The following is an 11,162-nucleotide window of genomic DNA, read 5'->3' as shown; positions in this document are numbered from 1 at the left end:
TCACGACTGGTCAGATGCTTGCGCCCTGTCGTTGATTAGGGATGTGCTGGGAGTGGGTGGTGCGCAGAAAGGTACCCTATAGGGTGCGTCTTGACTGGTGCCTAAAATAAGATACCCTACAGGGTATGAACGAGAGCCCACTTCCTTCTGAAGATCCCCTAAGCGAGCACCGCGTCTATCGATTTTCTGACGTGGTGAATGCGATCGACAGCACGCCTAAGTCGCTCAGGCGCTGGCTTGAAACGCTTGACTATAAGGCACCAGAGGGAAAGTGGGCGGCCTTCACCTCATGGCATGTCTTCCAGTTCGCCCTGATGCGCCAACTGGTTGACTGGGGCGTTCCGGTCGTAAATGCAGCGGAGCTTTCCAAGGAGGTCATATTTGAGAGCGTGCTGGGTGCCACTCCGACCGAAGAAAACTTGCGGCCGATGGACCCCATTGCAAGCCTCCAAACTGTAACAACCTTAGAAGAACTCGCCACCAAACACCTGAACGACTTTATCACCTTCAGAAAGGTGCGCGGTGAATATGAGTACGATTTCGATTTTTACCACGAGCGGCCCAAAGAGGGCCTGCGGGGCAAGCGTCGAGACTATCCCCGTATTCTGGGTTTTAGCGACGCTAACTTAGTAATTCGTCCGGGGTTGGTGGCTTACCACGTTGCTCGTCGCCTGGGCGAAGCGGGTCGCATCGCTAACGTTGTTGGTGAGCTTGATGACTAAAGTGGTTCGCCAAATCGATTTGCTGCGCGTCGTGGATGCTCTCAGCAAGCGCGGGATCGTTCCGGCCGCCATTGACGTCCTGCCGGGTGGCGCTGTTCGTCTGCACAGCACTTCACCTAGCGGCGTGCCCGCTGCGAGCGATGAGGAGGCCGCCAAATGGGACGAGGCCTTAAGGTAATCGGATTTCAGAACGTCACGTCCTTCCGAGACCGTCACGGTAAGGTGCGCTTCCGCTATCGTCGCAAGGGCGAGAAAACCATCTACCTGCCCGGCGTGCCCGGTTCTTCTGAGTTCGCTGCAGCATATCAAGCGGCGACTGAAGGCGGCGGCGCAAAGCTGGTGATTGGACAGGGGCGCACTAAGCCCGGAACCATCAATGCACTCGCTGTTGCCATATACTCATCGGCGGAGTGGTCGCTAATGGCCAAGACCACCCAAGCGACCTATCGCGGGATCATCGAGCGCTTGCGTACCGACTACGGCGACTTACCCGTAAAGGGTATCCGGCAATCCCACATTCTGACCATGCGCGACAAGCGAGCAGCGACACCGACCGCTGCAAACAACATGGTGAAGGTCTTGCGGTGGATGCTTCAGTTCGCTGTTGCGCGGCAAATGCGCGACGACAATCCGGCTATTGGCGTTAAGCCCTTACGGATAGCGTCCGAAGGCTTCCACACATGGACGGAAGCAGAGATAGCCACCTTTGAGGCTCGGTGGGATGTCGGCACGCGAGAGCGCCTAGCCTTCGACCTACTGCTTTATACCGCGCAGAGATCCGGCGACGTGCGCCAGATGGGCCGCCAGCATCTCAAGGCGGGGCGCATTCAGGTCAGGCAAGAGAAGACGGGGGCGGAACTTGAGCTTCCTATCCATCCCCGCTTGGCCGCTTCGCTGAGTGAGGTACCAGCAAACCAAATGCTATTCCTGCAAACGCAGGCTGGGGTGGGCTTTACCGCCGGCGGCTTCGGTAACTGGTTCCGAGAGGCGTGTCGTTCCGCGGGGCTAGGGCATTGCTCAGCGCATGGTCTTCGCAAGTCAGCAGCTACCCGCCTTGCAGATGCGGGGGCAAGCGAGGCCCAGATCATGGCAGTGACAGGCCACCAGACGTCAAAAGAGGTGCAGCGCTACACGAGGAAGCGCGATCAAATCCGCCTCGCAGATGCCGCTATGGCTCGCATCGGCGGCACGAAAACGGAGCAGGAAATGGCTAACCTTCACACCCAGTTAGCCAAAAATGGAGGCAAGTAGCTGAAAATGTTGAAGGAAAAAATGGTGGTGGCGGACAGAGAGGGATTCGAACCCTCGATAGAGTTGCCCCTATACACGCGTTCCAGGCGTGCGCCTTCAACCACTCGGCCACCTGTCCTAATCCACTGTGTGTCCGGATGCGTCCGGAGCAGATTCGCCGGGAGCGGTCCGGCGAGAGGGCGCTGATTAAATCAAACGTGACGGATGGGCAAGCGCCGTTGCAGTTCCCATATGATATTCTGCAAAAGAATCTGGAGTCCGCCCATGTTATTGAAAAAAGCCGATACCTTGCCGACCGCTGATGAGGCGCTGCCGGGGCGCGCCGAACCGTTGGCAACCGATACGACCCATTTCGTGCTGGGCACGCCGTTGAAGGGGCCGTGGCCGCAAGGTCTGGAAGTCGCTGTCTTCGGTATGGGCTGTTTCTGGGGCGTTGAGCGCGTGTTCTGGCAGCAGGAAGGCATTTACTCGTCGGCGGCCGGTTATGCGGGCGGGATTACGCCGAACCCGACCTATGAAGAGGTCTGCTCGGGCAAGACCGGCCACTCCGAGGTGGTGCAGGTCGTGTTTGATCCGGCCAAGCTGCCGTACGAAGAGCTGCTGAAGGTGTTCTGGGAGAACCATGACCCGACGCAGGGCATGCGTCAGGGCAATGACATCGGCACCCAGTACCGCTCGGCGATCTATTATAACGACGAAGCCCAGCGCGACGCGGCGCTGGCGTCCAAGGCGGCCTATCAGCAAGCGCTGCGCGCGGCGGGGCGTGGCGAGATCACCACCGAAATCCTGCCGGCGGGCGAGTTCTATTACGCCGAGGACTATCACCAAGGCTATCTGGCCAAGAACCCGGCCGGTTATTGCGGCATCGGCGGCACGGGGGTTGTCTGCCCGATCGGCCTTGGCGTGAATGCCTGAGTGATTAAAGGGGCGTGCGATGAAGCCGGCTGAGGTCGAGACATTTTGTCTGTCGCGCACAGCGGCCACGGTCGAGCGCCCCTTTGGCCCGAACTTTCAGACCTTCAAGGTTGGTGGCAAGATTTTCGCCATGCTGGGCGACGACGGGGGTCTGTGCTTCAAGGCCTCCGAGATTGCCTATGAACTGCTGAGGGAACAGGGGAGGGCCGAGCGGGCACCCTATCTGCCGCGCGGGGGTTGGCTGAAGGTGGCAGCCGTCGAGGATTGGGACGATGGGGAGCTATCCGATCTGATCGATCACTCGCACCAGCTTGTGACCAAGGGCCTAACGCGAAAGCTGCGACAGGAACTGGGTCTGTAGAAACAAATAAGGGGCGGCCGATGTTTGGCCGCCCCTTTTGTTTAGCGTTTGCAGCCCGCCATAAAACGTCGGGCGAGTTCGCGGGCAGATCCATCGCCGACAAGGCTCATCCAGCCGTCCTTGCCTGCCACGGCCATCCAGCCGTTCTGGCCAAAGGCCTGCATAACCGGATCGGCAGGCGTGGTCTGGCTGACGATGTTGTATCCGTCGAAGACCTGTGCCTCGGTGGCGCGCGCCGGATAGGTCGCCATCTGGCCACCCGAGGTCAGGGTCAGGCTGCGGGCGTGATTATCCTCGCTGGGCGTTGAGATCGTGATGCGACCAGAGCCGCTCGAGCAGGTCATTCCCAGCGGTATGTCGTCCGATTCCGCCATGCCGTAGAACAGTTGGAACTCGCCTTCATCCTGATCGAAAAACCAGTTGTAGCCCTGGTGGCGTGCGGGCGGCTCGGTGAGTGCGGTCAGTGTGGCGCTGCTGCCTACTGCACCGGGCTGCGTGGCGCAGGCTGCGGTGAACAGCAGGGCTGACAGAGCGCCCAGCAAGGGCAGGCGGGTGTTGTTACGGCACGCAATCGACATGGGGGAGCTCATTGGAAGCGACTTGGTGTCAGGAGGCGCAGGCTTCAGCGAAGCGGGCGAGTTTGGGCAGATGCGCGGCTTCGATGATGATTGGCAGGACACGCTCGCCGCTCTTTAGTTCCAGTCGCCCGCTTGCCTGAAACGCAAGGAAGACCGGATGGTCGACCGGAAGCGAGACGGCCAAACGGTTGGACGTGGCGCGAAGCTCGCCCTCGCTGCTCTGGCGGCCGGATTTCAAGATGACGGGCCCTGCAGCTACGGCATCTGCGTCATAGAGGGATATCTGGACCTGCCGGGTGCCGGGCGCGCATTGCAGGGTGGTCTTCAGGCGTGGGGTGTCAGGGATTTCTTGCGCCAGCACGACAGGGGTGCTGTCGGCATACAATGTCCAAGTCCAGCCCGCGTTCTGGGCATATGCGGACGGCGTCACAGCGATAGTCAGCATGGCCGCTACCGTACCTGTCAGAAGGCAGGCGAATCGGCTTGATGTTCTTCGGCGCAGGTCGCGCATAGGCGTGTCCTTCGTCTGTGGTCGTCTGATTAGATAGCCTTGGTCGGCAAGCGCAACCGTAATCGCACATAGATGCGACCCCGCTCGTTAACGTGTCCGAGCGGGGTTCGATGCGTGAAAACGGATAAGTCCGGTATTTTCAGCCGTTTAGAACGGGCTGAAACGCTCCATCAGGTTCTGGCCCGCAGGGGCGGCTTGCATGCGGCTGATGTCGCCACGACCGCCGTAAGAGATGCGGGCCTCGGCGATTTGGGTGTGGGCGATGGTGTTGGCGCTGGAAATATCTTCCGGGCGAACGATTCCAGCGACGGTCAGTTCGCGCACTTCGCGGTTGGTGCGCACTTCTTGCCGACCTTGGATGACCAGATTGCCGTTAGGCATCACGCCGGTGATGATCGCGGCCACCGTCAGGTTGACGCGTTCGGAGCGGTTTACGCTGCCCGTACCGTTGTGGCTGATCTCGCCCTCGGCACCGACCATGTTGGATGGATCAAAGGCACCCGGCAGGACTTTGCCGATGCTGCTTTCCAGACCGAACAGATTGCTGACGCCGCCGGAGACGTTGTTGCTGCGGCTGCGATTGGTGGTGTTCTGGGTCTGGGCGCGGTCGTTGATGTCGATGTTGACCGTCAGGATGTCGCCCACGCGGCGGGCGCGCTGGTCACCAAAGAAGCTGCGGGCACCGGTACGCCACAGGCTGTTGGCGCTGGCAGGGGTGGCTTCAGGCAAATAGGCCTGATCCATCGGGGCCAGTTGCGAGGGATAGCCGACCGGAGCCAGTTCCGGCCCGCGCAGGGCTTCAGTGGCGGTGGTGCAGGCAGCGAGGGGAATGCAGGCGGCGGCGAGGATCAGAAACTTGCGCATGGTACGGTCTTTCTGGCTCAACGAGCGGCGAACTGGAGTGAACGGGCAGGGGTGCTGCGCATGGCTTGTGCGGCGGGACCGGCAATGGCGCGGCCTGGCGATACAGCGACCGCCTCGATGGTGCGGTTGGATTGAGTATTCAGGATGGTGACGGCATCGCCCACGGCGGCCTGACGCTGGGCGCGGCCAGTGATGGTCAGTTCGATACCGCTGTCCTGATACTGGACCTCGACCATGTCATTACGGGCAATGACGACCGGCGACGTCAGGTCGCGCGTGTTGACCACCTGTCCGGCGCGCATGGCGCGGCGGGGGGACAGGCCGATAACATCGGCGGCGTCCTGCGGGCCGTTGGCGGGGGCAAGGTGGGCCTGAACCTGCGTCCACGCCACATCCTCGGGCTGTACCGGTTCGTTCGCGGCAAGGCTTCGGGTGAAGGTGAGGGCTTCGACCATCGCACCGGGGCGGGCGGCTGCCGATTGGGTATTGGCGGTACTAGCGGCGGTGGTGCCTTCGCGAACCACGATGCGGCGCAATCCGGTGGGGTTGTTCCATTCCAGACCGGCGCGGCGGGCAATCACTTGCACCTGACCGGCGTCCAGTACGGCGCTGCTGCCCGCGCGCTGACCCACCACGACGTGGGCGGCAGATCCTGCCCCCTCGAACAGTTCGCCAAGTGTGATCCGGCCGTCGGCATCCACCGGCGCCGCACGAAGCACGACCGAAGCGGCATGCGCGCTCGAGGCATAGGCCGACGCGGCGAGGGCGGCGGCACCCAACAAGACGGTGGCGGTTTGCAGGAGGCGCTTCATCGTTCAGTTCCCGCCTTAGTTCTTCAACTGGGCCGAGACCGACAGCATTTCGTCGGCGGTGGTGATGACCTTGGAGTTCATCTCATACGCGCGCTGGGCCACGATCAGGGCGGTGATTTCCGACACCGAGTCCACGTTCGAGCTTTCGGTATAGCCTTGCAGCAGGTGACCAAAGCCGACCTCGTCCGGCACGCCGACATTGGGGGCACCCGAGGCTGCGGTCTCCAACAGCAGGTTGTCGCCGATGGCTTCAAGGCCCGCTTCATTCATGAAGGTCGCAATTTCCAGCTGGCCTACGACCTGAGGTTCGGTCTCGCCGTCCAGAACCACCTGCACCTGACCGGCACGTGATACGGCCACATCCACAGCGTTTTGCGGGATGGTGATGGCGGGCTCGATCAGATAGCCGTCCTTGGTGACAAGCTGGCCTTCGGCGTTGACCGAGAAATTGCCCGCGCGGGTGTAGGACGTCTCGCCCGAGGGCAGGGTGACCTGGAAATAGCCCTTGCCCTGAATGGCGATGTCATAGGTGTTGCCGGACTGGCTCGGCGTGCCTTGGGCCGTGATGCGGTAGACCGAGCCGGCCTTCACACCCATGCCCACCTGAATACCGGTCGGAACGACGGTGCCCTGCGTCGAGGACTGTGCGCCCATGCGCTCGACGTTCTGGTACAGCAGGTCCTGAAACTCGGCGCGTTGGCGCTTGTAGCCAACGGTGTTCATGTTGGCGATGTTGTTCGAGATGACCTCGACGTTCAGCTGCTGGGCAGCCATGCCGGAGGCGGCGGTACGAAGTGCGCGCATAGCTCAGGCTTCCTCTTACGCGACCTTGCCGAGGCGCTCGACGGCGCGACGGCTGAGGTCATTGGTGTTTTCGATCATCCGCGTCACGCTCTCGTAGGCGCGGTTGATTTCGACCAGATTGGTGATTTCGATCAGGGTGTTGACGTTAGAGCCCTCCAGCATCCCCTGACGGATGCGCGCGTCGGTCGCTTCGACCGGCTGGGCGTTGGAGGTGTTGCGGTAGAGGTTGTCGCCGCTCTTTTCCAACACCGACAGGGTGTCGAAGCGGACGACGTTGAGACGGCCGACGATCTGGCCGTCCTGTGTGATGGTGCCGTCCTGACCGACGGTAATCGGGCCCAGTTCCGGATTGACGATCAGCTCGCCCGCATCGGTGACAACGGGGTGGCCTTCCTGCGTGGTCAGGCGGCCTGTGTCGTCCATGGTGAAGGCGCCGTCACGGGTATAGGCCGGTCCGGTCGCCGTCTGGACGGTGAAGAAAACGCCTTCGCCCTCGATGCCAAAATCGAGATCGCGGCTGGTCTGTTGCAGAGCGCCCTGACCGAAATCACGGCCTACACCCTTGTCCAGTACGAAGCTGGCGGAAGGGCGAATGGCGTGGTTGCGGGCGCGCGCACCGAGTTCGGTACCGACCAGCATCTGCTCGACTTTAAAGCCGGTGGTGTCCGCATTGGCGATGTTGTTGGCCACGATATCCAGTTCGCGGCGCAGCGTCATCTGACGGGACAATCCGATGTAGGCGGCGTTTTCCAAAGCAGGGCTCCTTCGCCTCTGCTTTTCGCAACAGTCGTGCCAACTGCTCGTTACGAGCGATTTCAATGGTTTAGGTTTGCGGAAGCCTATACGCCCGGCAGACTTTGCCGCATGGTTAACGCCCTGTTAACCAAACAGGCCCCACTTAGCTCTACTGTACGGTTGGGGTCGGTCCGCATGCTCAAATTTAACCTTGGCAAAAAGAAAAGTGCTGACGCTGTTCCGGCTGTGGTCGAGGGCGAAACCGCGCAGGACGTCGAGGGCGAAGGCTCCGGCAAGAAGAAGCCGCCGCTGCTGCTGATCATCATTGGCGCGGCTGTGCTGGTGGCCGGTGGCGGGGGCGCTGCGGCCTTCATGCTGATGAAGCCCAAGGCTCCGGCTGCCGAGGGCGAAGCCGACGCGCATGCAAAGCCCAAGGACGAGAAGAAGAAGGACGACGGTCACGGCGGGGGCGGGGATGCCGCTGCTGCCGGTGAAGCCACAGGCACGATTGCGGCCGGACCGGACGGCGTAACCTTCTACACCCTGCCGGATCTTATCGTGAATGTTCAGTCGGCAGAGGGCCGCACCAGCTATCTCAAGCTCAAGCTGACGCTAGAGATGAAGGATGCGGCGGTGGCCACCCAGCTTCAGGCACAGGCCCCGCGTTTGAACGATATGATGCAGAGCTTCCTGCGCGAACTGCGTCCGGATGATCTGGCAGGTTCGGCTGGCACCTACCAGCTTCGGGCTGAACTGTTGCGTCGCGTGAATCTGGTGGCCGCACCGGGCAAGGTGGATGCGGTCCTTATCGAAGAAATGCTGGTGCAATAATCGATGACCGACACCCTCGGCAGTGGTCTGGATGAAAATCCCTTCGGCGCTCCCGAAGCCGATAGCGGTATGTCCGAACGCGTCCTGAACCAGGACGAGATCGACAGCCTGCTCGGCTTTGAAATGGACGACGGCTCGGGCGATGAGCGCAGCGGCATCCGCGCCATCATCAACTCGGCGCTGGTGTCCTATGAGCGTCTGCCGATGCTCGAAATCGTCTTCGACCGCTTAGTGCGCTTGATGACGACCAGCCTTCGAAACTTCACCTCCGACAACGTCGAGGTGTCGCTGGACACCATCTCCTCGATCCGTTTCGGCGACTATCTGAACTCGATCCCGCTTCCGGCCATTCTGGCGGTGTTCCGCGCCGAGGAGCTGGACAACTACGGCCTGCTGACGGTCGACAGTAACCTGATCTATTCGATCGTGGACGTGCTGTTGGGTGGCCGTCGCGGCACGGCGGCGCTGCGGATCGAGGGCCGTCCCTACACCACCATCGAGCGCGCACTGGTGCAGCGGATGGTCGAGGTGATCCTGAACGATGCCCGCGCCGCCTTTGAGCCGCTGACGCCGGTGCATTTCAATCTGGACCGACTGGAAACCAATCCGCGCTTTGCCGCGATTGCGCGTCCGGCCAACGCCGCCATTCTGGTCAAGCTGCGCATCGACATGGAAGACCGTGGGGGCCGCGTCGAGCTGCTGCTGCCGTATTCGACGCTCGAGCCGATCCGCAAAATGCTGCTGCAGCAGTTCATGGGCGAGAAGTTCGGTCGCGACAACATCTGGGAAGGCCACCTGGCCACCGAGCTTTGGACCACGGACACCGAGGTGCGCTGCGTTCTGGATGAACAGCAGATGCCCCTGTCCAAGGTGCTGGATCTCAAGGTCGGCGACACCCTGATGCTGAACGCCACACCGGACAGCGATGTCACGGTTAAGGCCGGTGCGGTCAATCTGACCATCGGTAAAATGGGACGACGCGGCCAGCACGTGGCTGTGCGCGTCGAGGCCCCGATTTCAACAGAAGCGGCCATGCGTGTGGCTGGGAGAGAGGGCTGGTGACGGGTATCATCCTCGATAGCATCCTGATGATGCTGCTGGTGGCAGCCATCGGTTACGGCGTGAAGCTGGAGCGCAAGCTCAAGGGTCTGCGCGAGGGCCAACTGGCCTTTGCGGGCGCGGTAAAGGAACTGAACAACGCGGCTGGCCGTGCTGAACAGGCGCTTGCGACCCTGCGCGCTTCGGGTGCGGAAACCGACCTGCTGCACGACCGCATCATCAAGGCGCGTCAGGTGAAGCAGGAACTCGAAGTCCTGATTTCGCGCGCGCCGAAACAGGCCGCCACCGCTGCGACTGCTGCTGCGCGTGCGCCCGCTCCGGTCAAGGAAGAAGAGCCGCTGGAGCTGGTGTCGACCATGGCCTTGGTGACCGAAGAGTCAGAGCGCGCGCGTCGCATGGCCAGCCTGATGCAGCGCATCGAGCAAGCCAGCGCCGCTATGCCTGCGCAGGCTGCCAAACCGGTCAAGGAAGCCGAGAATGGCGGTCTGACCGGCATGCTTCAGGCACTGGCCGCTAACCAAGCTGCGCAACAAAGCCTAAACCGTGCCCGCCGTAGTCTCGACGAAGATCTGTTCGCTGCCTGAATGAAGCCGTGACCTTTAAAGGCAACGCTTTTAAAGGTCCGGTGCCCCTTCACTTTTTCCGGTTGTTGCCATGAGCAAGCTGCCCCGCCTTCTGCCCCTGATCGCTGTCGCCATTGGCGGCGTCGTTGCCGTGCGAGCGGCGGGCGTGGCACCGGAACTGTTCACCGGCGCGGTAGCGTGGGCGCAGGAAGGCGCTCCGGCGGCAGAGGATGCAGCCAAGGGAGCGGCTGCGACGACGGCGGCTCCGCCTGCGGTTTGCGCCCTGACGCCGGAACAACTGGCCCAACAGGCCGGCATTTCGCCCGCAGAACTGCGCATCATCCAGTCGCTGTCGAAGCGCCGCGAGCAGCTTGACGCCCGTGACGCCGACTTCGCCACCACCCTGCCACTAATGGTTGCCGCCGAGCAAAAGCTGGATGCCAAGCTTAAGGCGCTCGAAGACCTTAAGGGCGAGATCAGTTCGCTGGTCGGTCAGGTCGAGGCCAAGGAGCAGGAAGAGACCAACCGTCTGGTCGCCGTCTATTCCGCCATGCGCCCGCGTGAGGCTGCGGCGGTGTTCGCGACCCTGAAGGACGATGTGCGTCTTCCCGTAGCGCAGGGCATGCGTCCGCGCACACTGGCCGCCATCATGGCCCAGATGCAGCCTGCTGCCGCGCGCGAGCTGACGGAAAAGCTGGCTAAGAAATACGAGTCCAAGCCTCTGCTGGACCGCGCCTCTGCGGCCGCCGGAGAGCCAGTGGCGTCCAAGCCTGCGGCTGCTCCTGCTGCCGCCCCTGCGGCTCCGGCGGCGGCGAACTGATCGGGCCCTATACGCTGATTGGTTGGCACGGGCGGCAGTTGCCGCTATGCAGCGCCATCGATTTTTCCAAGGATGCCCGTCATGTCTGACGCTCTGCCCGACCGCCTGTCGGTTGACCCTGACAGCCCGTACCACAACGCCGAACTGCTGATGAAAGGCATCGGCATTCGCTTCAAGGGCGAAGAAAAAACCAACGTCGAAGAATACTGCGTTTCGGAAGGCTGGGTCCGTCTGGCCGTAGGAAACCGCGTTGACCGTCGCGGCAAGGCCCTGACCATCAAGCTTCAGGGCGAAGTCGAACCCTTCCTGAAGGGCGAGTAATTCTCCTGGCGGGTG

16 protein-coding genes and 1 tRNA gene are annotated in these 11,162 nt (G+C 61.9%); 10 read left to right on the top strand and 7 right to left on the bottom strand.

The window, feature by feature from the left end:
- The first annotated feature begins 125 nt into the window (after positions 1-125).
- From OB03_RS07670 to OB03_RS07660, 3 genes are read left to right on the top strand one after another with little or no spacing between them, the layout of a single operon-like run.
- Complete coding sequence (locus OB03_RS07670) at positions 126-722, top strand: hypothetical protein (RefSeq protein ID WP_461343726.1); 597 nt, start codon at positions 126-128, stop codon at positions 720-722.
- Positions 715-900: a hypothetical protein gene (locus tag OB03_RS07665; RefSeq protein WP_461343725.1), complete on the top strand. Its 186-nt coding sequence runs from the start codon at positions 715-717 to the stop codon at positions 898-900. Before OB03_RS07670 ends, OB03_RS07665 begins: the two co-directional genes overlap by 8 nt.
- A complete protein-coding gene (locus OB03_RS07660; protein WP_461343724.1) occupies positions 879-1,973 on the top strand; it encodes a tyrosine-type recombinase/integrase in 1,095 nt (364 codons plus the stop codon). Before OB03_RS07665 ends, OB03_RS07660 begins: the two co-directional genes overlap by 22 nt.
- 28 nt (positions 1,974-2,001) lie before the next feature.
- Here the strand turns inward: OB03_RS07660 and OB03_RS07655 are convergent.
- Positions 2,002-2,091 (bottom strand) — tRNA-Ser (locus OB03_RS07655).
- A gap of 146 nt (positions 2,092-2,237) precedes the next feature.
- Here OB03_RS07655 and msrA point away from each other — a divergent pair.
- Positions 2,238-2,888, top strand: coding sequence for a peptide-methionine (S)-S-oxide reductase MsrA (gene msrA / locus OB03_RS07650; RefSeq protein ID WP_242914719.1), 651 nt, complete (start codon positions 2,238-2,240; stop codon positions 2,886-2,888).
- Positions 2,889-2,907: 19 nt separating this feature from the next.
- Positions 2,908-3,249: an MmcQ/YjbR family DNA-binding protein gene (locus OB03_RS07645; protein WP_242914721.1), complete on the top strand. Its 342-nt coding sequence runs from the start codon at positions 2,908-2,910 to the stop codon at positions 3,247-3,249.
- Positions 3,250-3,290: 41 nt separating this feature from the next.
- Here OB03_RS07645 and OB03_RS07640 read toward each other — a convergent pair whose 3' ends face one another.
- The 6 genes from OB03_RS07640 to flgF all read right to left on the bottom strand — a co-directional run bounded on the left by OB03_RS07640 (position 3,291) and on the right by flgF (position 7,571).
- Entirely contained in the window at positions 3,291-3,839 is a 549-nt protein-coding gene (locus OB03_RS07640) for a hypothetical protein (protein ID WP_461343723.1), read from the bottom strand.
- A 16-nt stretch (positions 3,840-3,855) separates the two neighbouring features.
- Positions 3,856-4,272 carry a hypothetical protein gene (locus OB03_RS07635; RefSeq protein ID WP_461343722.1) on the bottom strand — a complete coding sequence of 139 codons (417 nt, stop codon included), beginning with the start codon at positions 4,270-4,272 and terminating at the stop codon, positions 3,856-3,858.
- Between the two features lie 213 nt (positions 4,273-4,485).
- Entirely contained in the window at positions 4,486-5,202 is a 717-nt protein-coding gene (gene flgH, locus OB03_RS07630; protein WP_242914727.1) for a flagellar basal body L-ring protein FlgH, read from the bottom strand.
- A 17-nt stretch (positions 5,203-5,219) separates the two neighbouring features.
- Positions 5,220-6,014 (bottom strand): flagellar basal body P-ring formation chaperone FlgA, encoded by a 795-nt coding sequence (gene flgA, locus OB03_RS07625; RefSeq protein WP_242914729.1) that lies wholly within the window; start codon positions 6,012-6,014, stop codon positions 5,220-5,222.
- A 15-nt stretch (positions 6,015-6,029) separates the two neighbouring features.
- A complete protein-coding gene (gene flgG / locus OB03_RS07620) occupies positions 6,030-6,818 on the bottom strand; it encodes a flagellar basal-body rod protein FlgG (protein ID WP_242914731.1) in 789 nt (262 codons plus the stop codon).
- A gap of 15 nt (positions 6,819-6,833) precedes the next feature.
- The gene (gene flgF / locus OB03_RS07615; RefSeq protein ID WP_461343721.1) at positions 6,834-7,571 is read right to left on the bottom strand and encodes a flagellar basal-body rod protein FlgF; all 738 of its coding nucleotides are present in this window, start codon (positions 7,569-7,571) and stop codon (positions 6,834-6,836) included.
- 177 nt (positions 7,572-7,748) lie between these two features.
- Between flgF and OB03_RS07610 the strand changes: the two genes are divergently transcribed.
- The 5 genes from OB03_RS07610 to OB03_RS07590 all read left to right on the top strand — a co-directional run bounded on the left by OB03_RS07610 (position 7,749) and on the right by OB03_RS07590 (position 11,147).
- Entirely contained in the window at positions 7,749-8,384 is a 636-nt protein-coding gene (locus OB03_RS07610; RefSeq protein ID WP_242914735.1) for a flagellar basal body-associated FliL family protein, read from the top strand.
- Between the two features lie 69 nt (positions 8,385-8,453).
- Positions 8,454-9,446, top strand: coding sequence for a flagellar motor switch protein FliM (gene fliM / locus OB03_RS07605; protein ID WP_461343730.1), 993 nt, complete (start codon positions 8,454-8,456; stop codon positions 9,444-9,446).
- Positions 9,443-10,027 carry a DUF6468 domain-containing protein gene (locus tag OB03_RS07600; protein WP_461343720.1) on the top strand — a complete coding sequence of 195 codons (585 nt, stop codon included), beginning with the start codon at positions 9,443-9,445 and terminating at the stop codon, positions 10,025-10,027. Before fliM ends, OB03_RS07600 begins: the two co-directional genes overlap by 4 nt.
- Positions 10,028-10,097: 70 nt before the next feature.
- Positions 10,098-10,826, top strand: a complete 729-nt coding sequence (locus OB03_RS07595) for a MotE family protein (protein WP_242914739.1) — start codon at positions 10,098-10,100, stop codon at positions 10,824-10,826.
- Between the two features lie 81 nt (positions 10,827-10,907).
- Positions 10,908-11,147 carry a DUF3297 family protein gene (locus OB03_RS07590; protein WP_242914741.1) on the top strand — a complete coding sequence of 80 codons (240 nt, stop codon included), beginning with the start codon at positions 10,908-10,910 and terminating at the stop codon, positions 11,145-11,147.
- The last annotated feature ends 15 nt before the right edge of the window (positions 11,148-11,162 follow it).

The sequence above is a fragment of the Brevundimonas sp. GN22 genome (assembly GCF_054824005.1).
The sequence above is the reverse complement of the archived record's forward strand: the minus strand, read 5'-3'. Positions and strand labels throughout refer to the sequence as shown.

What these genes read in the sequence shown, in the direction of transcription:
- OB03_RS07670 (WP_461343726.1), top strand. Translation starts at nt 126, where the DNA reads ATGAACGAGAGCCCACTTCCTTCTGAAGATCCCCTAAGCGAGCACCGC.
- OB03_RS07665 (WP_461343725.1), top strand. Translation starts at nt 715, where the DNA reads ATGACTAAAGTGGTTCGCCAAATCGATTTGCTGCGCGTCGTGGATGCT.
- OB03_RS07660 (WP_461343724.1), top strand. Translation starts at nt 879, where the DNA reads ATGGGACGAGGCCTTAAGGTAATCGGATTTCAGAACGTCACGTCCTTC.
- msrA (WP_242914719.1), top strand. Translation starts at nt 2,238, where the DNA reads ATGTTATTGAAAAAAGCCGATACCTTGCCGACCGCTGATGAGGCGCTG.
- OB03_RS07645 (WP_242914721.1), top strand. Translation starts at nt 2,908, where the DNA reads ATGAAGCCGGCTGAGGTCGAGACATTTTGTCTGTCGCGCACAGCGGCC.
- OB03_RS07640 (WP_461343723.1), bottom strand. Translation starts at nt 3,839, where the DNA reads ATGAGCTCCCCCATGTCGATTGCGTGCCGTAACAACACCCGCCTGCCC.
- OB03_RS07635 (WP_461343722.1), bottom strand. Translation starts at nt 4,272, where the DNA reads ATGCTGACTATCGCTGTGACGCCGTCCGCATATGCCCAGAACGCGGGC.
- flgH (WP_242914727.1), bottom strand. Translation starts at nt 5,202, where the DNA reads ATGCGCAAGTTTCTGATCCTCGCCGCCGCCTGCATTCCCCTCGCTGCC.
- flgA (WP_242914729.1), bottom strand. Translation starts at nt 6,014, where the DNA reads ATGAAGCGCCTCCTGCAAACCGCCACCGTCTTGTTGGGTGCCGCCGCC.
- flgG (WP_242914731.1), bottom strand. Translation starts at nt 6,818, where the DNA reads ATGCGCGCACTTCGTACCGCCGCCTCCGGCATGGCTGCCCAGCAGCTG.
- OB03_RS07610 (WP_242914735.1), top strand. Translation starts at nt 7,749, where the DNA reads ATGCTCAAATTTAACCTTGGCAAAAAGAAAAGTGCTGACGCTGTTCCG.
- fliM (WP_461343730.1), top strand. Translation starts at nt 8,454, where the DNA reads ATGTCCGAACGCGTCCTGAACCAGGACGAGATCGACAGCCTGCTCGGC.
- OB03_RS07595 (WP_242914739.1), top strand. Translation starts at nt 10,098, where the DNA reads ATGAGCAAGCTGCCCCGCCTTCTGCCCCTGATCGCTGTCGCCATTGGC.
- OB03_RS07590 (WP_242914741.1), top strand. Translation starts at nt 10,908, where the DNA reads ATGTCTGACGCTCTGCCCGACCGCCTGTCGGTTGACCCTGACAGCCCG.